Here is a 26,172-nt window from a genome sequence, read left to right as displayed (position 1 = left end):
CTACGCTTCGCTTCGATCACATCAAATTCTAAGTGCTAAAGCACTAAGATTTGAAGGCTTCGGAAATAAGTTGAAATTCACAAAAATTTGAAGAGCAATTTTCGTGAATTCCTTCTTATTTCTCGGGATTAAACACTCCTGTCCCAACCTCGCTTTTTATTATTCTTTTTCGCTAGATGAATCTTCGCCATAGAAATTCACATTGCTGTTCGTTCCTTTTTTAGAGAAGTTTTCAATCAATTCTTTCACATCTAAGCCGGTTGTTTCTTTTAAAGTTTCTTGTGTTCCCGCTAATAAATTCGTTGCGTAATTGGTAATGCGGTTCGCTCCTGCATTTTCACCGCCGCCTCCTGTATCGACAACAGAGATTTTATCAATGTTGCTAAGTGGTTGGGCAGCTTCTTTCATCAATTGCGGTAACATTTCCATCACCATGCTTAAGACAGCCGCTTCGCCATATTCCTTGAAGGCGTCCGCAATTTTTTGTTTCGCTTCCGCTTCTGCTGCACCGCGAGCTAAAATTGATTCAGCTTCGGCTTGACCTGCTAGTCGAGTTTGGTTTGCTTCCGCTTCTGCTAAGGATTCCACACGGAAACGTTCGGCTTCGGCTTCGGCTACTTCGCGAGCTTTTTGTGCTAACGCTTCTTGTTCTTTCGCATAACGATCAGCATCGGCTTTTTTCTTCACTTCCGAATCGTATTGTTTCTCACGACGAACGATTTCTTTTTCTTCTAATTCAATTTGTTTTTGACGCTCGATGACTTTAACTTCCATCTCTTGGGCAATAACTTCTTGTTGGGCTTTAGCCGTTTCTAGATTGTAAGCTTGGTCGGCTTTGGCTTTAGCGATATCTTGCGCTTCTTTATACGTAGCCAACTTCAATTCTTTTTCTTTAGACGCTTCAGCAATTTCTGTTTGACGTTGTAATTCAGCTTGTTGCGATTCTTTTTCTGCTTCAGCTTTCTTGATACGTGTTTCCTTCCAAGCCTCGGCTTCAGCAATATCTGCATCACGTTTTACTTGTGCAATTCTAGGTTTACCTAAAGAATCCAAATAACCATTTTTATCGCGAACTTCTTTGATAGTGAACGATACGATGATCAAACCCATTTTCGCTAAATCTACACTAGCAACTTCTTGGACGCTTTGGCTAAATTTATCACGATTTTGATAAATTTCTTCTACAGTCATTGAACCTAAGATCGAACGTAAATGACCCTCTAGTACTTCACGGGCCTCATTCTCCAATTCTTCACGTGTTTTACCTAAGAATTGTTCTGCAGCTGTTGCTATTTCTTCTACTGAAGAACCGATTTTAATGATCGATGTTCCATCACACATTACAGGAACCCCTTGTTCTGTGTACACCTCGGGAGTTGATACATCCAACTTACTTGATAGTAGGCTGATCCGGTTTGATCGCTGGAAAACAGGAAGTACAAAAGCCCCTCCGCCACGAACAATCTTAATTTTATTACCACTCTCATCTGCATGAACATTTTTACTGCCTAAGTAACTCCCACTAATAATCAATGCTTCATCTGGTTTAGCTGTTTGATATTTTGAAATAAAAACGATCAATAACATCAATAAGATAAATACAACCAGAGCAATTGGTCCCAAAATTCCTAACTCCATTCTCTTCTACCCCTTCTTTTTTATAATTGTAAACTTCCCTTGTAAGGAACCACATAACACACACGCTTTCTGATTTCGATGATCAGCACTTGTTCCCCTTGTTCAATCGGTTGATCTTGAGCCGAATAGAAAGCCGCTGGTCGACTTATCGAACCTGTGACACTCTTTAATTGAATCTCACCCATTCCACCAACTGGAATCGGAGTGATAACAGTTGCTGTATTGCCTTCCATATCTTTTTCAGAAATCGAAATTGTTGCTTCGGCATTTTTCATCGGCATCAGCACATAAAAATTCAAGAAAAAAACTAGTATTGAAGCAATCACACCACTTGCTAAAAATAATAGCAAATGATCCCACTCAAACAATCGTTCTCCTAGATAACCAAATAGCGAAGTAAAAGCCAACCAAGGAATCAACAACATAGGATCGATTGGTCCATCAAAATCAAATATATCTCCAAAAATGACAAGTAAAACAGCAATTACAGCACAAACAATCAAAACATAAAGATAAATCGTTTCAATTTGAATACCTTGGATCATGTTCTCACTTCCTTTCACTTATAGGTCCGTCCTGCAACTCTTAGTGCTTTAGCACTTAGAATTTGTTACGATCGAAACATTCGTGTAGCGTTCGCTATTTCTACATCACTTTGTATCTAGATTTAGTGTCACTTCCCAACTTATTCCACTTTCTCCCGAATTTTTTTTGAACGTACTTATATTTTACCAATACTTTGTACAAAATGACAGCAAATCTTAAAATATTAACCGAATGATAGCTCTGTTCTCGCAAAAAAATAAAACGAAACAGCCACAAAGTAAAAGGCTTGTTCGTTTTATTTTTCAAACTATTTATTCATTGGATTTCAACGCTTCGATCATATCAACCTTCATCAGTTTTCGATGCATAAAGATCATCACCAGCAAAGTAAAGAACAATGTGATCAAAGCTGAATAAAGATAACTTAGCCAATGGATCGTTGGTGAAAACATCAGCATATCTACTTCCACTGTTGTCAGCACATAGCTGTGAACAATTTTTCCAAAGAAACAACCAAAAAAGATACCAATTATTGTCAAAATTATATTTTCACGATACACATACATTGTAACCTCTTTATCATAAAAGCCTAAAACTTTGATTGTTGAAAGTTCTCTGATCCGTTCTGAAATATTGATATTTGTTAAATTATATAACACAATAAAAGCCAATAAACCAGAAACCGTGATCAAGACCCACACCACAATATTCAAACTATGAATCGTGTCATCTAAAGCATCACTCGATAGAGATAGAAACGAAACATTTAAAACGTTTTGGTTTTCCATCAATTCTTTTCCAATTTTGTTTTCTACTTTTTCACTAGGCGCTTTGTCAAAAAGTAAAAAGTCTGTATTGTAGCTAGGGGCTTTTTTAAAGATTTTTTCATAATAATCCGGAGAAATGTACGCAAAGTGTCCTGTATAATTTTCAGCAATAGCATTGATTTTAAGCTTGTATTCCTGATTGTCACTATTTTTCAAAACAAGTGTGTCACCCGTTTTATAGTGGAATAGATTCGCTAATTTTTCGTTAATGATCACACCATCATTGGTTAGCTGGTACTTTTCACCTGATTGTCGATCATTGAATAAAATAAATTGGTCGATTTCTTTTGGCTTTTCAGGTACATAGATAGAAACATCTTGTTTAGCATTAGACTTTTTCGTAGTTTTTAAAGATTCAGTGTATAACGGCATCGTCTCTTTCAAACCATCGACTTTATCCAATACAGCTTGGTAGTTTTGCTCATTTTTTTCGGATTTATCTTCTTTAAACGTCACGATTGCCTGATAGTGCCAAATTTTATTAAATTGGACATCTACGATATCTGAAATAGAATCTTTTAAACCAAAACCTGTGATGATCAAAGCCATACAGCCTGCTATACCTAAAACGGTCATTAACATTCGTTGTTTATAACGGAACAAATTTCGCGCCGTAACTTTTTGTATAAAACTTAATCGATTCCATATCGGTTTAATCCGCTCCAGCCAGATTCTTTGTCCGGCTTTAGGTGCCTTAGGACGGAGTAAGATCGCAGGTGTACTGAATAAGTCAATTCGTAAAACCACCATCGCAGCGCCTGCCGTACAGATAACCGACACGACTATTCCGATCAGACTATAACTTAAATACCATGGCGCAACAAAATCTGGCACATTGTATAATTGTCCGTACGCATCAAAGATGATCGTTGGGAATAAATAATAGCCAACGAATAATCCTAAAACGGCACCACATAGACTTGCGAATGCTGCATAAACTAAAAATTTAAACGCAATTTCTCCATTTCTATACCCTAATGCTTTGAGGCTACCGATTTCCATCCGTTTTTCCTCAACCATTCGCGTCATTGTTGTTAAACTCACTAATGCTGCAATCAAGAAAAAGAAAATTGGGAAAACAGTTGATAAGGAAGAAATTCGATTGGCATTATCTTCATATTCAGAATAACCAGGATTGTCATCTCTTGTAAAATAATAATAATCAGCCGCTTTTAGGTCTGCTAATTCTTTTTGTTTTTTTTCTAATTCTGTTTTTGCGTCATTTAGTTTTGTTGACGTTTCTGCCTTTTTCTTTTGAAACTCTGCCAACCCTTCTTCGTAGGCTTTTTGCCCTTCATCTATTTTTGCTTGCGCCTCGTTTAATTTTGCTTGACCGTCAATTTTGGACTGTTCCAATTGCGCCCGCCCAGCTGCTAGTTGTTCTTTCCCAGAAGTTAACTGCGCTTCGGCTTGATTGATTTGCGTTTCAGCCACTGCAAGTTGTTGTTGCCCTTCTGTATATTGTGCAATCGATTGATTGATCGTATTGATATTTTGATCAAGGGTTTGTAGACCTTGAGCAACCTGAGCTTGTTGCGACGCTAGATTGGCTAAAGCACCATTGATTGTTCCCATAACAACAGCAATATTGGCTCTTTCAGGTTGAGAGATTAACTGATTAGTCGCGGCAGTGATCTCTCCTGGCGATCCTAAAGCTTGTACAGCTGCTTGTATTTGTGGTGCTGCATCTGCAATACTTTCTGCTAATGTATCATCTGGTACTCGATCTAAAAGAGCAACAGTGGCGGCTAAACTTTGGTAACCATTGACTAACTGATTTAATGATTCGCTCGATCCTGCTAACTCATTCCGTTGTTGTTGTAATCCTGGTAAAGCATTTTGACCTTGCGCAACTTGAGTTTGGGCTTGCGTTAATTCATTTTGCTTTTGTTCAAGTACACTTTTTTGTGCAGCAAGTTCATTTTCACCCGTTATGATTGTTGCTTGATTTGCTACGAGTTCGTTCTCTGCCGCTGCGATTTGTTCCGTGTAGGTCGCTTGTGCTTGCGTTAGTTCTTGCTTGCCTGCTGCTAATTCCTGTTCGCTCGTGTTAAGGTTATTTTCAGCATCTTTCAGCGCGTTTTCCCCATCTGAAATCTCTTTTTGCGCTTTTTCAAATGACGCTTTTGATTCTTGACGAATTTCTTCTGCTCGTTGCTCTGGACGATTTTTTAGTGTTTGTTTGACTGACGTGAGTGCTTTTTGTCGTTTGTCTTTGTACTCTTTGGAATAGCTGTCTAAATCATTTAGACCTTTAAACGATAAAAGAATCTCTGTATAGGCGGAAAGAGCCATATCTTCTTTAGGCACTACAGCAAAAAAATCTAGTGATCCTTTGCCAATTGTCGTATTTCCTCGAGAGGTATTCTCGATATATTCCGGTGATTGCACAAAGCCAACGATTTTAAAGGTTTGTTTTTTTAGTGACTTGTCTTTGTCATCTTCCTTTGAAAGGGTCAGTGTTTCACCTAGTTTATAGTGTCCTCGCGATTGAGCTAAATCATCTAGAACGATTTCGCCACTCTTTTTAGGCATCCGACCTTCAATCACTCGATAATCAATCATTGGCTGCTTTTCATCTAAGTCATAACTAACAAATTTTACTGCTACATTTCGCTCACTGATGGCAATATCCTTTGTGTATCTAGGAAAAACGGTCGCCACCTCTTTATCCTGTTTAGCTTGTTCAACATCTTTTTCCGTTAAACCCTGTGTAGAGACAATTCGTGCATCCGGTAGTTTTTGGTTTTGATAATAGTTTGATGCAGTTTGGGTCATGTCCGGTCCTGTTGCTTTTAGTCCGACAAAAACCATGACACCAAGAAAAATGATCCCCATAATTGATATAAACCGGGTTTTTGATTGTTTGATTTCACGAAAACTTGTTTTAAGTAACGCTGTTTTTTTCAATGTAGCCACCTACCATTCTATCTCAGATACAGGTTTTGGTTCATCGTTGATCGTCACACTTCGAACTTTGGCATCATTGATACGGATTACGCGGTCAGCCATTGGGGCAATGGCTGAATTATGTGTGATTATGATGACAGTTGTTCCTGTTTTACGAGCAGTATCTTGTAAGATCGTTAGGATTTGTTTCCCTGTTTCATAGTCTAATGCTCCCGTAGGTTCATCACACAATAATAATTTAGGTCGTTTAGCAATCGCTCTAGCAATCGTTACTCGTTGCTGTTCACCTCCAGATAATTGTGCTGGAAAGTTATCTAGTCGAGCTCCTAAACCAACTGATTGCAGTACTTCTTCTGGATTCAAGGCATTAGAAACGATTTGAGATGCTAGTTCAACATTTTCTTTAGTCGTTAGATTAGGTACTAAGTTGTAGAATTGAAAAACAAAGCCAACGTCATTTCTACGATAGGTAGTCAATTGTTTTTCGTTGAATTTTGCAATATCAGTTCCATCGATTACGATTTGTCCTTCGTCACAAGAATCCATTCCACCTAAAATATTCAACACAGTGGATTTCCCTGCACCACTTGGTCCTAGAATAACGGCAACTTCGCCTTTTTCTACTGAAAAACTGATCCCATCATTTGCAGCGATTGTGGTATCTCCCATATGATATCGTTTATATTCATTTATTACATCTATATAAGCCATTTTTTTCAATCCCCTCTCAAAAGAATTTTATCATAAGAAGACAAACAAGTCCTCTTACAAGTCAAAAGCGTTTTGATTTTTGCTTTTTTTTTCGTATAATAGAGAAATGAGCGTAATCTTAAAGAGGCGCAAAATAAATACTAAATTGTTTTGATTAAATTGATTCCTCTACCATAGTTACTAGTTAGGAGAAAAAATATGGCAAGAAAAAAACAAAAACCGCCTTTTAGTCCGGCAATTATGCTTGTGACGGTTTTACTTATTTTAGTTTTAGGTGTATTTGGTGTTCAAGTTCCAGACACTATTCAAGAAATGTTTGGTGTTCATACCCAACAGCAATCAAAACCGACCACAACAACGTCTGTCTCTTCAACGAATCCAGGTCCAAAAGAATTGGGACCAGCTACTTTTTCAACAAATGAATTGACAGATAGCAAATCAGGCTGGATTGACTACCACTCTCTAGACTCACTTGGCCGAGCAACAGGCGCTGAAGCTCTATTAAAACCCGCAATGGTGAATACTGGTACCTCTGCAAATAAGGATATTCGGCCACCTGGTTTTATTTCCGGCTTAGATCCGACGAACCATTCTCGAGGACATTTGATTGGACGCCAATTAGGTGGTTCAGGTGATGATGCCAGAAATCTTACCACCCTTTATCAAACACCGGTCAATACACCTTTCATGACAAAATATGAAAATCAAGTTCGTCAAGCTCTCGACAAAGGTGAAACAATTCGTTATCGCGTTACACCGGTTTATGAGGGAACAGAATTGTTATGTAAGCAAATTGATATAGAAGCAAAGGGTTTGAACAAAAATACAACAGTTGATTTTCGCGTGACAATTTTAAATGAAAAATAGCAATTGGCTATGAAGGAGGCAAAATGATGGATTTTCAAAAAGTGAAAAATCAACTAACTATGTATACTCCGCAAAAGTTTTTAACAGCCGTGTTAACGAATGAGCAAGATGAAGATAGTTCAATAATTTTCAGTCAACAATTAGAAAAACAGTTTGAGCAAAATATTCAATACCTTGCCTCTGAAGAAACAATTTCTTCAGAGGATGTCGCTACTTGGAAAAAATCCGAATTCTTAGTCATAGCACAAACAATCGATGGTGATTATATTGCAGGAACTATTCACCAAACATTAGTCATCCCGGCGTCCCTTTATAAAACGGATATAGAAGTTTTCGATTTAAAATTGCCTGATTTTTTCATTGAATACACTAATAATACGTTGAAATCGGCACTGTTACCAAAATAAGCAGAATAAAAAAGATTTCAGCAAAGTTTGCTGAAATCTTTTTTATTAAACACGATAACGTTCTACGCCATCTAAATAAGTTGCTTCTAAGTCCATATTTGGATTCAATACGATAAAATCAGCATCTCGTCCATTCGCTATCAGCCCACACTTATCATCGATTTTACAGCTAATAGCAGGAACCAAAGTTGCCATCATGATTGCTTGTTCAGGTGTCGCAATTTCCCAATCCACAACATTTTTGATAGCTTCTTTTAATTTTAGAATACTACCAGCTAGATTGCCAGACTCTAAGCGAGCAGTCCCATCTTTTACGACCACCGGAAATTCACCCAAGTTATAATCACCGTCTGGCATACCACCAGCCATCATACAATCAGTGATCAATGCTACATGATCATGGCCTGCTTTTTCCATTAAAATATCTGCTGCGTTTGGATGAACATGATGACCATCACAAATCAATTCAGAAAAAACATGCTTTAATGACATCAAAGCACCAACCATGCCCGGCTCACGATGATTTAATCCGCGCATTCCATTGTAAGCATGAACAAAGACACTAGCTCCTGCTTCAACAGCATCCGTTGCTTGCTCTAAAGTTGCATCACTATGTCCTAAAGCAACAACAACGCCTTCATCTGTGACAGCTTTTACAAATTCTTTTACTCCATTACGTTCTGGCGCTAAGGCTATTTTTTTGATCAAGCCGCCGGATGCTTCTTGCCATTCGTTAAAAGTCGCCAAATCTGGATCACCAAAATAACTTGGATTTTGTGCACCTTTATGCTCTTCTGTAAAAAATGGTCCTTCAAAATAAATTCCTTGGACTTTTGCTCCTGGAACTTCTTGATACACACCACCAATGGTCTTAGCAACATCCTTCAAACGTTCCTTACTTGAAGTTAAAGTCGTAGGTAAAAATGAGGTAACACCACAAGAGAGCAGCCCTTCAGACATAACTTTTAATCCGTCTGCATCACTGTCCATCACATCATGATTCATATAACCATGAATATGCGTATCTACTAAACCAGGTGCAATCCATTTTCCTTCTTCTTTAATTATTTTAGCCTCATTGTCGGGAACCTCTTTATAAAAATCCCCAAATAGACCATCTGTGATTTCTAAATAGCCAGGTCCTTTTACATCACTTTTTAAAAAGAACTTTTCAGCAAAGATAAACGTTCTCATCTTCATCCTTCTTTCTTTAATTTTCTACTTTAAACGTACTCTTAAAATCAGTCAAAGTCAAGAATGGTGTAGACCTTTTCTAAAAAAATTTACTTAACTTTCTTTAGATTCTAATCGTTTCAATGCGACGGATTTGTTCGGATAAAGTTTGGTATTCTTCTGCTTTTTCTGTACTTCCTTTAACATGCATCAACTGACTTTTCAGCTGAAATAACTCACTTAAATAGTAGTAACTATTTTTATGCCTCGACCAAACAATTCCTTGATCGATATAAATTTGCGCTTCTTCTAAACGATTTTGATCAGTTAGAAATTTGGAATAGTTATAAAATATCTTTGTCAATTCAGCTGTTACGCGTCCGTTAGGTAATTTATGAAAATAATGAATGCTCAATTTTAAGTATTTTTCTGCTTCGGTGATTTTCCCAATACTGCTATAGGTACTGCCAATACAGCTAATCACTTGAATTTCAAAATCTGATAAATTAACTTTATTGGCTTGATAAGTATAAGAAAGTCCTTTTTTCAAGTCGATGATTGCCTGCTCATAATCATTACAAAGATAAAATTTGCAGCTACCTAAATAATAATAGTAGCGTTGCCAATCTGTATCTAAATGTAATCGCTCTTCGATTTGAGTGTCTTTCATATACGTCATGATTTTTTTATATTCTTTATGGCGAAAATAATCAGCTATCTTTTCAAATATCTGCGTGATCAATCGAACTTCATCCGATTTGAACTGCATAATTTGATCCATCGTCACACCTAAGCGCTGACAAATCTGCTGCATCACTACTACATTTGGTAACTCTTCATTATTTTCGATTCTGCTCAATACACTTTGTGAACAAATGTCTTCTGATAACATTTTTTGTGTTAATTTTCTATTCTTACGAATTTCCTTAATAACTGCTCCAAAAGAATCCATGCCTTCACTCCTAAACCGATTTCATTTATCTTTCAATAGTAAAAAGTCGTGTTCTATGAAAAAATCAAAATATGCGAATTCGCATTATGCATTTATTGTACTTTAATGCATAATATACTGCAAGAACATTACCTACTACTAGACCGAAACGATTTAAAATAATTTTACTTTACAAATAAGGGGTGTTACTCATGACACAGGAGAAACGAATTAGCTTTAGTTGGGATAAAAATAGTTACATGGGCTATGTCGAAAAAGAATATGAAAATGCTTATTTGGTTGTTGTTTCGGACCCCAGTCCGGATATGGAAGAAAAATATACAAATCGTATGGTAATTAGTAAAAAAGATTGTCAAACGACAGAATAATCTAATTTTTTAGACTTATTTTGATTATTGCATTCTTACAAAAAGAGTGACTCAAAGCTTTCCAGTTTTGAGTCACTCTTTTTCTATTCAAATGTCATCCGTTTTATTTTTGCTTATACGTACTTAAAAACTCTCGCATTTTTTTCGTTGTAAATTTCAAGTCTTCCATTTTTGGTAAATAGACGATTCTAAAATGATCTGGCTGTGTCCAGTTAAATCCACCACCATGTACCAGCAAGATATGATGCTCATGAAGAAAATCTAAAACAAATTTTTCATCGTCATAGATATTAAATCGAGCGGTATCGATTTTAGGAAATATATAAAAAGCGGCTTTTGGTTTTACAGCTGAAAGTCCTGGAATATCATTGATCGCATTGTAGATATACTCCCGTTGCTCATAAATCCTTCCACCTGGCAGTAATAGATCATCGACACTTTGGTAACCGCCTAAAGCTGTTTGAATAATTTGTTGTGACAATACATTAGAGCATAAACGCATCGAAGCTAACATATTCAATCCTTCGATATATCCTTTGACATGTTTCTTATTGCCGCTCAGTACCATCCAACCACAACGGAACCCAGCAACTCTATGTGATTTAGATAACCCATTTAGTGTAACTACAAACAAATCAGGAGCGAGTGTAGCAATTGGAATATGTGTTAAGCCATCCATCACTAAACGATCATAAATTTCATCTGAGAAGATGATCAAATCATTTTGTCTTGCCACTTCAACGATTTGTTCCAAGATTTCTTTCGGATACAATGCTCCTGTTGGATTATTTGGATTAATTAAAACAATTGCTTTTGTATTAGTTGTCACTTTCTCTTTGATATCTGCGATATCTGGATACCATTCTGATTGTTCATCACAAATATAATGAACAGGATTTCCACCAGCTAATGACACCGAAGCCGTCCATAAAGGGTAATCTGGCATTGGTACTAGCACTTCATCCCCATTGTTCAACAGTCCTTGCATGCACATTGAAATTAGTTCACTTACGCCGTTGCCTGTATAAATATCATTGATTGTCACATTAGGAAATCCTTTGACTTGGCAATACTGCTCAATTGCTTTACGGGCCGAGAAAATTCCTTTTGAATCCGAATACCCTTCTGAATTACGAACATTCATGATCATATCGCGGACTACTTCATTTGGTGCATCAAAACCAAACGGAGCGGGATTACCGGTATTAAGTTTCAAAATACGAATGCCCTCTTCATGCATTCTGTCCGCTTCTTCTAAAACCGGACCACGCACATCATAACTGACACCATCAAGTTTATTAGATTTCTCAAAATTTCTCATACAGTATCCCTCATTTTCAAAATTTATATCTTTAAAGTTACGCTACGTAGAAAAAAAAAGCAATGAAAAATTAGCAATTTTCTAAAAATTTTTTCCCATTTTCTTTCAGCTCGATTTTTCAACTGAAATTTATGCTATGATAAATAGGAAAAAGTTATTAAAGGAGCGTACTATGAAAGAAGAATTTGTTGTGTATCGAAGTAAAGGAAAACAGTTTTTATTGGTTATGTTAGCGATTATGATGACTATTGTATCTATTTTCTTGATTTTTACTAAGGATTTTGAAATCGATTTTTTAGGCTCAAGTTCAACTTATATTATTACGTTGATTGGCATAATCGGCGTTACTTTATTTGGTTTTTTTTCTATCTATTCTATAAAGCAATTATTTTCGGAAAAGCCAGTTGTCGTCTTAACAAAACAAGGTTTTTATGATTATTCTAGTGCTATGGCTACAAAAGATCATTTGATTCCTTGGGACGACGTCTCTGATATCGGTATTTTTACTATTTCTGGTCAAAATTTCATCACGATTAGACTTAAAAATAGAGAAGCATTCTTAGCGTCGTTAAGTCCAATCGCACGAAAAGCCACCCAAGCAAACTTAAAGTTAGGTTCATATGAAATCAACATCACAATGCAAAGTGCTAAGGACGTTTCTTTAGAGGAATTACTTGAACGAATGTTTACGTTTCTTGAAGCAACTGAATAAAAGCGAGTGTAAAACAAAAATAAAATTCACTTTTGTTTTACACTCGCTTTTTATTTGTGTTTATATACCCTTGCTTCATATGGAGCAAACATTGTGTGTTGGTGAATCGGATGATCATCTAAATTACACAATTGCAGCACCCAGTCTTCAATCTGAACATTGTCTGGTAAATCAGCCGAAGCAAATTCATTGGATAAATTGATGATGACAACATATCGTTCATCAGCTAAATAACGACCATACACAAAAAGCTGAGGGTGGTCAGGCAAATATAATGTATATCCACCATAAATTAATGCGTCGCTATGATTTCTCAGCTGAATTACTTCTTTATAAAAATTTATAACAGATGCTGGATCTGTTAATTCATCCAACACATTGATCACTTGCTTATTTGGGTTGATCACCATCCATGGCTCTCTTTTTGAGAAACCAGCGTATTCTTCTGCTGTCCACTGCATGGGTGTTCTTGCATTATCTCTAGCCGTTTTACGAATCACATTCATCGCTTTTTGCGGTGTAACCCCAGCTTGAATCATTTCATGATAAAAGTTTTTAGTATCAACTGCATCGATATCATCGATCGAAGCAAATGGCATATTGGTCATTCCAATTTCTTGCCCTTGATAAATAAACGGGGTTCCCTGCAACAAAAGAAACGTTAAAGCTAACGCTTTAGCAGACGCTTGCCAGAAAACGGCCTCCTCACTGCCAAAACTAGATACTGAGCGTGGAATATCATGATTTTCCATATAAAGAGCGTTCCAGCCTTTTCCATCTGCTAAGGCATTTTGCCAAGCAGTGAGCGCTTGTTTAAACTGGATAACATCTAAGCCTTCCTGTTCCTCTTTGTTCCAGAGAGAAATGTGGTCAAATTCAAAAAGCATATTGAAATACCCTTCTGACTCGCCTACCCAGTTATGCGCTTCAGCCGCACTTACGCCATTGGCTTCTCCTACTGTTAGAATGTCCCTTTTTTTAAAAATATCCCTTAACTCTTCTAAATGTGTTTCAATTCCTGGAACATTTTTAAATACCGCAAAAGGATCTTCCGTTAAGCTTGTTGTAAATGGCGCCTTTTTAATATGAGAAATGGCATCGACACGAAATCCATCGATTCCTTTATCCAACCACCAATTGACCATAGTAAATAAATCTCTTTTGACACGAGGATTTTCCCAATTCAGATCGGGCTGTTCCTTGGCAAAAACATGGAGATAATACTGCTTAGTTGTTTCATCATATTCCCAAGCAGATCCTCCAAAAATAGATAACCAATCATTTGGCGGTCCATCTATTGTACCATCTGCCCAAATATAGTAGTCTCGATAATCATCTTTTACAGAAGATCTTGATTCAATAAACCAAGAGTGTTGATTAGAAGTATGATTAATCACTAAATCCATGATTACCTTGATTCCATATTCGTGGGCTTCTGATAACAATAAATCAAATTCTTCCATTGTACCAAATAGTCCCATAATGTTTTGATAGTCACTGATATCATAGCCATTGTCCACATTAGGAGATTCGTAAATAGGGGTAATCCAGATAAAACCAATGCCCAAATCCTTGAGATAATCTAGTTTTGAACGAATCCCATTTAAATCACCGATCCCATCGTTATTTGTATCCATAAAACTAGCCGGATAGATCTGATATCCAACAGCTTCCTTCCACCATGTTCGTTTGATTACCATATCATACCCTCCTAACTATATTTTCTTCATTATATAAGATGTATAGAAAAAACGTATCTGAAATGCACACAACGGCAACGCCTTTAGATAAATTTATAGTTCACTCTTTTAAAGAAAAAACTTGAGTCTGGGAAATAACTCTACGAGTTATCTCTCAGACTCAAGGAATCCGAATAACCGGTGGGAGCAGGAAGCAACTCCTTCGGAAATATGTTGATATTGTACAGTACTTACTTGGTCACAAACATTTGAAGAACAACAATTAGGAATCAGCTCACATCGAAATTGAAAATTCCGTGTTCTTGTCATTTTCGTAAATTTCCTCTTATTTCTTGAAGTTAAACACTTCTGTCTAAGCCTCAAGTTACAATTGAATAAAATCTAATGATTAAGCTAAAATCCCACCATCTGCTATAAATTCACTGCCTGTTGAATAGGAAGAATCATCCGAAGCTAAAAATAAAACTAATTTTGAAATTTCCTTTGGCTCTGCCATTCTTTTCATAGGAATTGTTTGTTCGAATTGTTCAATAGCTTTTTTTTGTTCTCCAGTCGCTTGGGTCACCATTGGTGTGATAACGCCGCCTGGATGAACAGAATTTACTCGAATATTCTTATCTGCAAATTCTAACGCAGCACATTTTGTTAGTCCCCTAACTGCAAATTTCGAACTGACGTAACCGTAACCGCCAATACTCCCTTCAAATCCTTCAATCGAAGATATATTAATAATCGAAGCAGAACGACTTTTTTCCATAAGTGATACAGCTGTCTTCATTCCTAAAAAGACAGATAATTGATTAATCTCTATCGTTCTCATAAATTCTTCTTGACTGGTATTGATCAATTCATTAAATACACTAATTCCTGCATTATTAACAAGAATATCTAAAACACCTTTTTCTTTTTCAATTTGCTCTATTGCAGCTTGCCATTGCTCTTCTTTGGTAACATCTAAATGCAGAAAATGGGCCTTGTCTCCTAACGCAGCAGCGGTCTTACTTCCTTTTTCGTCATCAATGTCTGCAATATAAACGGTCGCACCTTCCTTGCTGAATAAGGTAGCATGTTCTTTCCCCATCCCCATTGAAGCACCAGTGATCAACGCAATTTTGCCTTCTAATCTCATTAAATAATCCTCCAATCCTAAAATAGAATAAAACTAAAAATGTTAAAAAACATTTACACTCATTATAACGCTAAATATACTTTTGTAAATGGTTCTTAGCTACTATTAGACAAAATAAAAAATACTCTTTAGCCAAGACTATTTTAATCTGTAATCATTTTAATTGGAATGACATACTGTGTAATCTTTCTACTATATAAAAAAGAGTATACTATAATTAATTGATGAAAAATATTTAGTTTTTTAACTATACGTCGTATTTGGAGGATCAGAAATGTATCACTTACTCTACTCTATTGAAAATGCTATAAAAAATTTAGTTCGAACAAAAGAATTACTTTTTACTATACTTATCATTTTTTTAATTGGTTCTTTTACTTTTACAAGTTACTACTTATTCAGTCTTTTTAATTCTTGGAAAAACACGCTGATGAATGAAGATAATTTTATTACATTGATTCCTGTTAATATTTTTCATTTTTTAATTGCTATTATCTTTTTTACGTCATTTCTTTTTTTGATTTTCTATACCAGAAATGCTTTTCGTTCATTTTTCTTCATGCAAAAAGATGATATTCGCACTATGAGTTTTATTGGGCTTCCTTTTTCTATCCTGAGTTTTGAATTTGCCATTCAACCTGTCATTTGTTTAAGTATACTTTTACCACTATCTGCTGTTGTTGGAAAAATAATCGTTAATCAATTTATTTCAGATTTTATGAGTACTCTTGAGTTAAATTTAACTCAATTAAATGATTTGTTTTTTATTATTTTACTAATCTTCTTCTCTTGTGTGGTTATATTTTTTTCAACATTCTTCTTTATTCGACGAATGATAGAGCAGGTGTAGTATTAGTTGTAGCACACTATGTTACCTTGTCTTATTTCTTAATGGATAAAAAAGAACCTTGATCTTGATTATCTGGTTGTTGCGTATTACATCACACTCTTTTCTAAACGATACAAAAAAATGATGAACTTTTAGAAGCTCATCGTTTTCCTTCTTCTGTGATAGTTGTTAGTTTTTTTGAGGTATTTTCAAACGTTGTCTTTACTTTTGTTACCCACGCCCCTTTAGCTGAGGATTGAAAGTTTGAAATATAGTTTGCACTACTATTTTTTAATCGTTCTACTCTAGCTTGTCCCATGCTTTTAACTAGTTGCTTTTTCGTTTCTGCCGTTTGAACACATGGCGGAGCAACCATGCCACGTATCAGTGCTTTTTCCAATTCTTTTCTTAATCTTTTTAACTCCATTTTCATTTTTTCACTACTCATTTTCTTTTTTTCTCTCCTTCTCTTTTAAAAGAGTAAGTTCATCTTCTATTAATCGGGTTTGTTTTTTATAATGAATCGTATTTTCTTCTTGTTTATTTTCTAATTCTTTCATTCTTTGATCGACAACCCTATCCCCATCCTCTTTACATTGTTCTAATAGATGGTGTACTCTGCTCATATTTACTGGTTCACTATAGTCGGCTTGCTGATAATGATAGCAATAATTTTCTGAAAGATTTTCTAACTCACGACCAAATTTTTGCTTTTCATAAAAGGCTTCTTCTACCTCTTCTTCACTCTTTCTTTGGTTCTTTTCATACTCGGATTCTAAATCTGCTAGTTGATTTATATATGTTCTCTCCATGAGAATTTATCCCCCTATTTGTCTTGCTAGCTCTTGGTCTGTTTCTACTTGTTTGTTGATAGATGTTTGTATTTGCCCGATTAATTCATGATATTCTTGTTGAATTGCAGTGAGTTCTGAAATCTTTTGTTCAAATTCTTCTTTTGGTTCTATTCGGACAAATGGTTCTGTTGCTCCACCTGCATTTAAAGAATCAACTACTTCGCCTTGAACTAATGTGGCCCCCACAGAATCTCCCATTTTGACTGTATTCGTCCATAACTTATCAAAATCTTTCTTTGCTTCTTGATACATTTTTTTGATATCATCTATCTCAATTTGCAGTGTATCTCTCATTCCTTTAGTTAAAATCAATGCTTCAGATGCATCTAAATAAATTTCCTCTGAGGCAGATAATCCTCCTCCGCTTCTCAAGAATTTTAAACGTAAATTAACTAGGTCATTCAATTGTTTGCTTGTGTTATCATGAACTTTTTTTATAGCAATATTGATTTTGTTTAAGTTTGGTGTATGTTGACGAATAAATTCTTGTTCTTTTTTTGTCAAAAATCCCGTAATATCATGCGGTTTTCCGTTTTTTAACACGTAAATTTTCCCAGGATACAAGCTTGAGTTTCCTATCCCAGCAATGTTATTTAAAATATCCTTTTCTGAAACAAAATAGATAACTTCTCCTTTATATTCTTTTAATAAATTTTCTAGCTCATTTACATTGGCTAGCGCCCTCGGTGTAGGTATTCCTACTAACATATTCATTAGAGGTGCAGAGTTATAAAGAACAATATGGGGTACTCCATGAGACATTCCCATAATCGCTCCATTTCGACCGCCCAGAGAATGACCTGTAACTGTTCCTACATCATACCCAGCTGCCTTTAAGTCGTTCATAAATGTATGACTTGCATTAAAATATGAAGAAGAGGGGCCATCACCTTCTAAAGCAATATTAACCCACTGCGCTCTATCTTTGTTTTCATCTTGTTTTCCATTTTCCCCATTTGTTCCTGCAAAACCTACAACTACCTTTCCAGTATTGTTATCTAGAAAAGCTACACCACTTGAACTTGTTTCAGGGTCGTAGAATGAATCTATAAAATCAAGACTCGTTGGAAACTTACCATTTTTTTGTAAATCCTGAATTTGACTATTAATATTTTGAGGTGAAGTATTGTGAACTAATGCATTCTCTATTTCATAAGAAATTGTAGATACTGCGCTAGTATTTTCACTATTACTATTTAAGTCTTTTATTTTATCATCATTAAACTCATAATTACTCATTAATTACGTCCTCCACTGACAACGGTTGGAAATCAATTGAATCCCTAAAAAAAATATCTATCTTTTTATCAAAAGTAAATTCTAATTGCTTATAACCTACAGAACTTCCGTCCAGAGTTCCTCTTCCTTTTAGCAACAGCGTAGGTGCTTTCTCTGTTGGAATATCATAACGTTCTCTTAATGCTTCAACATTTTTATCCTGATTCGTTAATTGATAATCTAATTCATACATCGGCACTTCCGCATTGTACATTTTTCTGATATTTTCATAAGAGTCCAATTTGTCAAAATTTCCGTATTGAACAAAAAATTGGAAATTCAAGATTTTCTCTTTTAATTCAGCATCATCAATATCTTCTACCAAATGAAAACTATCATCTTCATAGGTAACAGCATACTTCATTTCCCCTGTAGATTTGCTTAAATCATTCCAATATGTTGCTGTATAGTAATATCCTTTTGCTTTTCTATTATTACGATTCATTCGTAAAACCATTCCTTCTGTAACTAAACCTGAATCTTCCGATTCACTAATAGACATACTGGAATGCAGTAACCAAACGCCCTTATCATCCTTAGCAAATTCATCATCTCGATAGCCTTCCATATCATAGAAACTTTCTAGATTTGGTGTTGGATACATTGCTAATACTTTATCAAAACTTTGTTCAATTTCTGCTTTATTTTTTGTTTCACACCCAGTTAATCCACTCATTATAATTAGTCCTCCTATAAACAAATATAATTTTTTCAAAATATTTATCCTCCTAAACAGGATGAAATTTATTTATACCTTAATCAATATTTATTTTACCAAAAATAGACTGAAATAGATAGTTTTATATTACATTTTCGTTATTTAATTTTAAATAATGTTACTGATTTATGAATAAAAAAGAGAAAGTTTGTTTTGCAACTGATTATCTCTTATATTAATATTTTGATATTATACTAACTTATTAACTACTTTTTGCACTGCAATAGTGCATTATCAATAGCCAACTGATTAGCATATACTAAATTATCGACTTCTAGCAGTTAGCTTTTATTTACTGTTGCAATTTCTGCTACTTGCTCTTCAACTTCTTGTTTTGTTTCAGTATCAAAGGTTATTGACATACCTATATTTTCGGCAAATGAATTTGAATTTATAATCACTCATTTATGATATCCTCCTGCGAGACAGGTTGGAAATCTATAGAATCTGTGAAAAATATGCTTAACTTCTTATCAAATCTAAATTCTAACTGTTTATAGCCAATTGAATTACCTTCTAAGTCCCCAGTTCCTTTCAGCAATAAAGTAGGAGATTTATCCGTAACAATATCGTACTTACTTCTCAATGCTTGAACATTTGAATCTTCATTCATTAATTGATATTCTAATTCATAAATTGGAACTTCTGGATTATACATTTTTTTTATATTTTTATATTTATCTAATTTATCAAAGTTTCCATACTGAACAAAGAACTTGAATTTTTCAACCTTCTTTTTAGTTTCTTCTCCTTGGACATCTCCTAATAAATGAAAACCACTATCATCATATATAACTGGATACTTTTCTTTCTCAATAGGCTTACTTAAATCATTAGAAGTTTTTCTAGTATAATAAAATCCTTTTGCTTTTCTTGTATTTCTATTGATTCTTAGTAACATGCCTTCTGTGAATAAATCTCCTTCTTCTGTTTTACTCAATGAAAAGTCAGAATTTAACACCCAAACTCCCTTATCATCTTTATCAAATTCATCATCTCGGTACCCTTCCGTATCGTAGAAACTTTCCAGATTTGGTGTTGGATATATTGCTAATATTTTATCAAAACTTTGTTCAATTTTTGCTTTATTTTTTGTTTCACAACCAGTTAATCCACTCATTATAATTAGTTCTCCTAAAAATAAATATAATTTTTTCAAAATATTATCTCCTTCTGAACAGGATGAAACTTATTTAAACCTTAATCAATATTTATTTTACCAAAAGCAGATATATATAGATAGTTATATATGATATTTTCGTTATTTAATTTTATATAATGTTACTGATTTATGAATAAAAAAGAGATAGTATGCTTTTAAACTTACTATCTCTTACATCAATATTATACTAGCTTATTAATTGCTTATTTTCAGGCGATAATGACATTATTAATAGCCTACTGATTAACATATACTAAATTATAGACTTCTAGCAGTTGGCTTCTATTTACTTGCTACTTACTCCTCAACTTCTTATTTTGTTTCAGTATCAAAGGTTATTGACATACCTATATTTTCTATAAATCATTGTTTCACTAGGTGCATCAGAACTTTTATACAGGCATAAAAAAAGAGTGATAAACCTTATCATATCAAGGTTTACCACTAAACTATGCGGCCAAGAAGACTCGAACTTCCACGGGGTTGCCCCCACCAGCCCCTCAAGCTGGCGCGTCTGCCATTCCGCCATGACCGCATACGATACTTCATAATAGCTATCTCAATCTATGATAAAATAGGTCCTTCATTTTGTCAATATTTCAATAAGGCGATGATGCTTTTTCTTTTAAATGACTGCTTAATAAGCTCTGATCGCCTATCTCTGATATTCATAATCATAAACTTGACATAATTTTTCGTAGGACTGATTGACGCTTTCTGGGATTTCAATTGCATCAATATAGTTAGCCCCGTTAGGTCCATAACCAAATTCGTCATTTCTTAGTCGAGGAATCTCACCTAAAACTAAAGACAGAAAATACTCTTTACTCCACAATCCGTTCAGCTGATCGTCTTCGAATAGAAGCGGATCAGAAAATGATTGAATGAATGGTACGATCGGCACATAATTGGTAAAGAGCGTATCAGTGTTTTGCCATTCTTTTTCAAAAGTTGCTTTGATTCTTCTTTGTAATAATGGATCTTGCAACAGCAAAACCTTCTTAGGATTTAAACCAGCAGCTTTTATTATATTTAGTGAAAAAACAGCATTTTCACCTGAATTGGTTGATGTCTGCTCTGTTAAAAATAACATCTTATCTAAACCGTACTTTAACTTAAAGTATTCTAAGTACATCTCAGTTTCACTAGCAGCCGCTAACTTAATTCCCTTACGTTGGAAATTGTGACGCAAAAATGGCGTAGCATGACCAATGCCTCCAACTAACATAACAGCAGACACCATTTCTTGTTTATATAAATGGATCAGCTCATCTGCTAAATAAGGTAAACTATTTCCAGCTAGAATGGCCAAATCATATTTCCCAGTTACTTTTTCTTTAGCTGACAGAAAGTTGATAACCGTATTCCAATGTGTGATCATCTCAATTCCCTACCTTTTTTACTTGTTTCTATAGTAATACCGCCTTATCTGCTAAAAGAAAAGACGGTATAGTCTAGCTACATTTTCTAATTCAATTCCACTAATTTTCCGCTACATTTTCCGCAAACATAACGTTGCGTGTTGATTCTTCTTTTGCGTAAAATCAATGTTTGACATTTTTTACACTGATATTGATGATACGATTGCGCTTTTTGGTCTACCAAAGGGCGAACATAACGACTACCACCTGTTTTTTTTAACAGCGATTTAAACTCTGCATCTTTATGTTGGTACCCTTTACCTTCTAAGTGAAGGTGATAGTGACACAATTCGTGTTTGATAACATTGATCAATTCGATTTCACCATAACGTTCAAACACTTTCGGATTAAAATCAATGTTATGGGATCCTAAATGATAACGTCCTCCAGTTGTTCTCAGACGTCGGTTAAAAAAAGCTTTGTGCTGAAACTTTTTCCTGAAAAAGCTCAATGAAATTTCTTCTACCAATACTTGTAATTGATCATCTGTCAACACTTGTTTGGTTGGTTTTTCTTCTTTAGAAAAACTGCTCAAGACTATTCTTTCCTTTCAGCTTGTGGCAGCATCGTTAAACTGATGCGCCCTTTCTTCGTATCAACATCTTCCACCCAAACGGTCACAACGTCTCCTACCGCAACAATGTCTGTCGGATGTTTCACAAATTTTGTGCTAAGTTTTGAGATATGCACTAAACCATCTTGCTTCACACCGATATCAACAAACGCGCCAAAATCGATTACATTACGTACGGTTCCTTGTAGCTCCATACCCGATTTAAGGTCTTCCATAGATAAAACATCTTTTCTTAAAAGAGGTGCAGGCATTTCATCACGCATATCTCTTCCTGGTTGCACTAGCGCGGCAATAATATCTTTTAGTGTTTCACGACCGACGGCAAACTCAGTTTCTAACTCGGTTAAGGGTAATGCCTTCATCTTTTGGATTGCTTCATTTGTTCCAAGCTCTGCTAATTGAACGTTTGCTTTTTCTAAAATTCCTTTTGCTACGTCATAACTTTCAGGGTGAATACCGGTATTGTCCAAAATATTCTTTCCATTTGGAATTCGTAAGAAACCAATCGCTTGCTCATAGGCTTTTGGTCCTAAACGCGGTACTTTTTTTACTTGATTACGAGCAGTAAAAGCGCCATTTTCATCACGATAAGCCATTAAATTTTGGGCTGTCGTTTTGTTTAACCCAGAGATGTGTTGCAATAATTGTGGGCTAGCGGTATTTACGTTGACGCCAACTTGGTTAACCGCCGTTTCTACAACGAAATCTAATTGTTCTGCTAAACGTTTTTGTGACACATCATGTTGATATTGACCTACACCAACGGCTTTAGGATCGATTTTTACTAATTCAGCTAGAGGATCTTGCAAACGACGAGCGATGCTGACGGCACTTCTTTCTTCGACTTGTAGTTCTGGAAATTCAGCTCTTGCTACATCACTTGCCGAATAAACAGAAGCTCCGGCTTCATTGACGATCACATAAAAAACTTCTCGTTTGATTTGTTTAAGCTGTTCAGCAACAAATAATTCTGATTCACGACTAGCGGTTCCATTTCCGATTGCTACCATTTCAACTTGATGCTCTTCGATCAATTTATTGAAAGCAGGTCCTGCTGCGGCACGTTTTTCTCCAGATGCTGGTTTATGCGGATAAATCACTTGAATGGCTAAAACTTTTCCAGTCGCATCGACGATTGCTAATTTACAGCCTGTACGATAGGCTGGGTCAAATCCTAAAACCACTTTGCCTTTCAATGGTGGTTGCAGTAATAGATTACGTAAGTTTTCTCCAAAAATATTGATGGCTTGTTCATCTGCTTTTTCAGTTAATTCATTACGAATTTCGCGTTCGATGGCTGGACCGATAAAGCGTTTATAGCTATCTAAATAGGCAGCTTCAACATAAGGAACAGTAGTCGATTGTTTATTGTTCCCAATCAATTGACGTTCCAAATAAGAGCTGATTTTTTCCTCGTCGACTAAAATTGCTACCTTTAAAATATCTTCTTTTTCACCGCGATTTGTGGCCAATACTCTGTGGGAAACCATTTTGCTGACCGGTTCGGAAAAATCATAATACATTTCATAAACTGATTTTTCATCTTTTTCTTCATTTTTTACTGTGCTGATGTATTGTCCTTGTTTGAACGTAAAATCACGAATCCAACTTCTAAATTTAGGCTCATCGCTCACACGCTCAGCGATGACTTCATGTGCCCCTTGGAGTGCAGCCTCAGCGGAAGCGACTTCTTTTTCCAAATCGATATATTTTTCCGCTTCTAACGTAACATCTGCTTCTACAGGAAAACTTTGTAGCCAATCTGCCAAAGGTTCAAGTCCTTTTTCTTTTGCAATGGTTGCTTTGGTCCGGCGTTTTTGTTTGTAAGGACGATATAAATCTTCTACTTGCTGCATTTTTGTGGCTTTTTGAATAGATTTGGCTAAGTCTTCTGTTAGTTTATCTTGTTCTTCGATCAAACGTAAAACTTCTTCTTTACGTTTTTCTAGATTGCCTAAATACGTATACCGTTCTTCGATTTCACGAATTTGTACCTCATCTAAACTACCTGTCATTTCTTTACGATAACGTGCAATAAAAGGAACAGTGTTTCCTTCATTTAATAAAGTCAGCACTGTCGTTAGTTGTTTTGAACGATATTCCGTCAATTCTTTTTGAAGTAAATCAACTACTTCTTGACTATAAGCTTCTGCCATATATAGATACCTCTTTTCATTAACATACCTTTTCATTTTAGCATATTTTTGACTTGAAATATAGGACGAGGAAAAGCTTAAACAAGGTTTTACATTCCTGTGATACAAATAAAATTCACATCAGTTTAAAAATCTGGCTGCCATGGCCCAGTTAAATTTTGATATTCAATATCCTGTACAATACCATTTTGATCAAAAATCACGCCATGAACAGAGCCACCAAACACGGCACCGCCATCAATCCCAATTTTATTATCTGAAAGCCACAGATTAGTTGTCTCCATATCACCATGAAGCATCGGTGTGATCGTATGACCAAAAACGATTGTTTTGCCTGTATTATTTTTTTCTTGATGAAATGCTTCTCTAATCCAAATAAAATCATGAGGACTTGTTTGATGCCAATCCTTCTTGGTTAAATCCACTCCAGCATGAACAAATACGTATTTCCCCCATTCAAAATACAATGGACGTTCGACTAAAAAATCAATCAATTCTTTGTATCGACTACGGATCATCATGCTCATTTCAGTAGGGGAATACTCCTCTAATGCCCCCTTATGTAATAAACTTTCAAGCGTTTCTTTCCCTCCATTACGAATATAACTAGGAAACCAATCTTCTGGACTTTGCAAAAATCGCAGAAAGTATTCTTCATGATTTCCTCTTAAATACACAGCACCATATTTTTCAGTCAGCTCTTTCCCTAATAGAAAACACTCTTTCGTTTTTGGTCCGCGGTCATTAAGATCACCGATCAATACCAATTGATGCAGCGCTGGATCATAATATCGCGTCAACGCTTGGAACAGATCATATTCCCCATGAATATCACTGATTGCATAGACATAGTCTTTCATTATCAGCTCTCCTTACAGTCTTTTTTTCTTTATTATAACGCAAATAGTAAAGACTGTTAAAAAAGACCAGTTATTCGTTTTTTTCGATAATGCTTATAAAAAATTGAAATAAATCTTAGACTTTTCATAAAAAAAAGGGTAAGCTTACATAAATGACATCTTGTCAGAAAATTAATAGAAAAGAGTTGACACTCATGAAGAAAAAAACAATTTTTAGTATCATTGCACTTCTTGCTGTTGTGATCATTATTCTCTTGTTCGTTCAAGGAAATTCTGGAAAAACGAATGCAAGTAAAGTCCGAACTGGTGAAGTCAAAACAGAAACCATTGTCGAGACCCTTTCTACAACTGGCACCTTGATTCCGAATCAAACCCAATCTTTAATGGGGACGGGCAACGTTATCGAAGTCAGCGTATCTGTTGGTGATCATGTGGACAAAGATAAAGTTTTAGCAACGTATGATAACGGATTGCAATTAACGGCGGCTTTTAGCGGGACCATCACCCAAGTTAATATTGTCGCAAAACAGGCGGATACAAATGCCCAACAAGGGAAACCCTCTATTCAATTAGATGACCTTTCTACTTTAAAGGTTCAATTATCCTTAACAAATTCTGAAGCTTCTGCTGTAACGATCGATCAGAAAGCGAACATTATAAGCGGCAATCAAACATTTTCAGGGAAAGTTGCTGAGAAAGATCCTGTAGCACTAAGCACTCAGTCAACTGCAGGAACCTCTACTAGTCTAGGTGCAATTGTGACATTTGATCAAGCACCTGAAAATCTGTTTTCGGGATTCGATGTTGATGTTGATATCACGACAAACACCGCAGAGAATGTACTTGCTTTACCAATTGAGGCACTAACTTACAATAGTAAAAATGATCCCATAGTCTATCTTATTAAGGATGGAAAAGCCAAAGAAACAAAAATCACTATTGGAATTCAATCGGATAAATTGATTGAAATCAAAAGTGGTCTAAAAGAAGGCGAAACAGTTATCCTCTCTCCTAGCTCTGATATCAAAAACAATACTGCAGTAACCAAAGAATAGAAGG

General features: G+C 35.5%; 24 protein-coding genes and 1 tRNA gene. 6 read left to right on the top strand and 19 right to left on the bottom strand.

The features are described from left to right. Window positions 1-159 precede the first annotated feature (159 nt). The 4 genes from IGJ55_RS07005 to IGJ55_RS06990 all read right to left on the bottom strand — a co-directional run bounded on the left by IGJ55_RS07005 (window position 160) and on the right by IGJ55_RS06990 (window position 6,632). Window positions 160-1,638, bottom strand: coding sequence for a flotillin family protein (locus tag IGJ55_RS07005; protein ID WP_069638525.1), 1,479 nt, complete (start codon window positions 1,636-1,638; stop codon window positions 160-162). Window positions 1,639-1,658: 20 nt separating this feature from the next. Beyond that, entirely contained in the window at window positions 1,659-2,183 is a 525-nt protein-coding gene (locus IGJ55_RS07000; protein WP_430608135.1) for a hypothetical protein, read from the bottom strand. A gap of 312 nt (window positions 2,184-2,495) precedes the next feature. Next, the gene (locus tag IGJ55_RS06995) at window positions 2,496-5,930 is read right to left on the bottom strand and encodes an FtsX-like permease family protein (RefSeq protein ID WP_430607857.1); all 3,435 of its coding nucleotides are present in this window, start codon (window positions 5,928-5,930) and stop codon (window positions 2,496-2,498) included. Continuing rightward, the gene (locus IGJ55_RS06990; RefSeq protein WP_069638528.1) at window positions 5,931-6,632 is read right to left on the bottom strand and encodes an ABC transporter ATP-binding protein; all 702 of its coding nucleotides are present in this window, start codon (window positions 6,630-6,632) and stop codon (window positions 5,931-5,933) included. A 198-nt stretch (window positions 6,633-6,830) separates the two neighbouring features. On the opposite strand from IGJ55_RS06990, the gene IGJ55_RS06985 reads away from it, so the two are divergent. Both IGJ55_RS06985 and IGJ55_RS06980 read left to right on the top strand, forming a co-directional pair. Next, complete coding sequence (locus IGJ55_RS06985; protein ID WP_430607853.1) at window positions 6,831-7,499, top strand: DNA/RNA non-specific endonuclease; 669 nt, start codon at window positions 6,831-6,833, stop codon at window positions 7,497-7,499. Window positions 7,500-7,522: 23 nt separating this feature from the next. Further along, complete coding sequence (locus IGJ55_RS06980; RefSeq protein WP_430607851.1) at window positions 7,523-7,906, top strand: hypothetical protein; 384 nt, start codon at window positions 7,523-7,525, stop codon at window positions 7,904-7,906. Between the two features lie 45 nt (window positions 7,907-7,951). Here the strand turns inward: IGJ55_RS06980 and nagA are convergent, their stop codons facing one another. Both nagA and IGJ55_RS06970 read right to left on the bottom strand, forming a co-directional pair. Further along, window positions 7,952-9,100: an N-acetylglucosamine-6-phosphate deacetylase gene (gene nagA, locus IGJ55_RS06975; protein WP_069638531.1), complete on the bottom strand. Its 1,149-nt coding sequence runs from the start codon at window positions 9,098-9,100 to the stop codon at window positions 7,952-7,954. A 103-nt stretch (window positions 9,101-9,203) separates the two neighbouring features. Beyond that, on the bottom strand, window positions 9,204-10,031 hold the full coding sequence (locus IGJ55_RS06970) for a helix-turn-helix domain-containing protein (protein WP_069638532.1): 828 nt from the start codon (window positions 10,029-10,031) through the stop codon (window positions 9,204-9,206). A gap of 191 nt (window positions 10,032-10,222) precedes the next feature. On the opposite strand from IGJ55_RS06970, the gene IGJ55_RS06965 reads away from it, so the two are divergent. Continuing rightward, window positions 10,223-10,399, top strand: coding sequence for a hypothetical protein (locus tag IGJ55_RS06965; RefSeq protein ID WP_167351657.1), 177 nt, complete (start codon window positions 10,223-10,225; stop codon window positions 10,397-10,399). A 103-nt stretch (window positions 10,400-10,502) separates the two neighbouring features. Here IGJ55_RS06965 and IGJ55_RS06960 read toward each other — a convergent pair whose 3' ends face one another. After that, window positions 10,503-11,720 (bottom strand): pyridoxal phosphate-dependent aminotransferase, encoded by a 1,218-nt coding sequence (locus IGJ55_RS06960; RefSeq protein WP_069638533.1) that lies wholly within the window; start codon window positions 11,718-11,720, stop codon window positions 10,503-10,505. A gap of 172 nt (window positions 11,721-11,892) precedes the next feature. Between IGJ55_RS06960 and IGJ55_RS06955 the strand changes: the two genes are divergently transcribed. Then, window positions 11,893-12,432 (top strand): STM3941 family protein, encoded by a 540-nt coding sequence (locus tag IGJ55_RS06955; protein WP_429950932.1) that lies wholly within the window; start codon window positions 11,893-11,895, stop codon window positions 12,430-12,432. 50 nt (window positions 12,433-12,482) lie between these two features. Here IGJ55_RS06955 and IGJ55_RS06950 read toward each other — a convergent pair whose 3' ends face one another. Next, window positions 12,483-14,132, bottom strand: coding sequence for a glycoside hydrolase family 13 protein (locus IGJ55_RS06950; protein ID WP_069638535.1), 1,650 nt, complete (start codon window positions 14,130-14,132; stop codon window positions 12,483-12,485). Window positions 14,133-14,520: 388 nt separating this feature from the next. Beyond that, window positions 14,521-15,261, bottom strand: coding sequence for a glucose 1-dehydrogenase (locus IGJ55_RS06945; protein WP_207121276.1), 741 nt, complete (start codon window positions 15,259-15,261; stop codon window positions 14,521-14,523). 274 nt (window positions 15,262-15,535) lie between these two features. Between IGJ55_RS06945 and IGJ55_RS06940 the strand changes: the two genes are divergently transcribed. Further along, the gene (locus tag IGJ55_RS06940; RefSeq protein ID WP_430607848.1) at window positions 15,536-16,111 is read left to right on the top strand and encodes a hypothetical protein; all 576 of its coding nucleotides are present in this window, start codon (window positions 15,536-15,538) and stop codon (window positions 16,109-16,111) included. A gap of 139 nt (window positions 16,112-16,250) precedes the next feature. Here IGJ55_RS06940 and IGJ55_RS06935 read toward each other — a convergent pair whose 3' ends face one another. The 10 genes from IGJ55_RS06935 to IGJ55_RS06890 form a co-directional block, all read right to left on the bottom strand. Beyond that, complete coding sequence (locus tag IGJ55_RS06935; RefSeq protein WP_207121278.1) at window positions 16,251-16,538, bottom strand: hypothetical protein; 288 nt, start codon at window positions 16,536-16,538, stop codon at window positions 16,251-16,253. After that, window positions 16,531-16,902, bottom strand: a complete 372-nt coding sequence (locus IGJ55_RS06930; protein ID WP_207121279.1) for a hypothetical protein — start codon at window positions 16,900-16,902, stop codon at window positions 16,531-16,533. Before IGJ55_RS06930 ends, IGJ55_RS06935 begins: the two co-directional genes overlap by 8 nt. Before the next feature lie 6 nt (window positions 16,903-16,908). Then, on the bottom strand, window positions 16,909-18,183 hold the full coding sequence (locus IGJ55_RS06925) for a hypothetical protein (RefSeq protein WP_430607847.1): 1,275 nt from the start codon (window positions 18,181-18,183) through the stop codon (window positions 16,909-16,911). Next, window positions 18,176-18,937, bottom strand: a complete 762-nt coding sequence (locus tag IGJ55_RS06920; protein ID WP_207121281.1) for a tandem-type lipoprotein — start codon at window positions 18,935-18,937, stop codon at window positions 18,176-18,178. The genes IGJ55_RS06925 and IGJ55_RS06920 overlap by 8 nt, the downstream gene beginning before the upstream one ends. Before the next feature lie 400 nt (window positions 18,938-19,337). Further along, window positions 19,338-20,099: a tandem-type lipoprotein gene (locus tag IGJ55_RS06915; protein WP_430607845.1), complete on the bottom strand. Its 762-nt coding sequence runs from the start codon at window positions 20,097-20,099 to the stop codon at window positions 19,338-19,340. A gap of 455 nt (window positions 20,100-20,554) precedes the next feature. Next, a tRNA-Leu gene (locus tag IGJ55_RS06910) sits at window positions 20,555-20,637 on the bottom strand. A gap of 120 nt (window positions 20,638-20,757) precedes the next feature. After that, window positions 20,758-21,483: an ElyC/SanA/YdcF family protein gene (locus IGJ55_RS06905; RefSeq protein WP_207121283.1), complete on the bottom strand. Its 726-nt coding sequence runs from the start codon at window positions 21,481-21,483 to the stop codon at window positions 20,758-20,760. Window positions 21,484-21,569: 86 nt separating this feature from the next. Beyond that, window positions 21,570-22,058 (bottom strand): SprT family protein, encoded by a 489-nt coding sequence (locus IGJ55_RS06900; protein WP_069638543.1) that lies wholly within the window; start codon window positions 22,056-22,058, stop codon window positions 21,570-21,572. A gap of 2 nt (window positions 22,059-22,060) precedes the next feature. After that, a complete protein-coding gene (locus IGJ55_RS06895; RefSeq protein WP_430607842.1) occupies window positions 22,061-24,253 on the bottom strand; it encodes a Tex family protein in 2,193 nt (730 codons plus the stop codon). A gap of 125 nt (window positions 24,254-24,378) precedes the next feature. Next, complete coding sequence (locus IGJ55_RS06890) at window positions 24,379-25,113, bottom strand: metallophosphoesterase (RefSeq protein ID WP_429950915.1); 735 nt, start codon at window positions 25,111-25,113, stop codon at window positions 24,379-24,381. Window positions 25,114-25,307: 194 nt separating this feature from the next. Here IGJ55_RS06890 and IGJ55_RS06885 point away from each other — a divergent pair, with 194 nt between their 5' ends. Continuing rightward, window positions 25,308-26,168 carry an efflux RND transporter periplasmic adaptor subunit gene (locus IGJ55_RS06885; RefSeq protein WP_069638546.1) on the top strand — a complete coding sequence of 287 codons (861 nt, stop codon included), beginning with the start codon at window positions 25,308-25,310 and terminating at the stop codon, window positions 26,166-26,168. The last annotated feature ends 4 nt before the right edge of the window (window positions 26,169-26,172 follow it).

The organism is Enterococcus sp. AZ170 (assembly GCF_050545135.1).
GTDB lineage: Bacteria > Bacillota > Bacilli > Lactobacillales > Enterococcaceae > Enterococcus_L > Enterococcus_L ureilyticus.
This window is presented reverse-complemented; position numbering and strand designations above follow the sequence as displayed.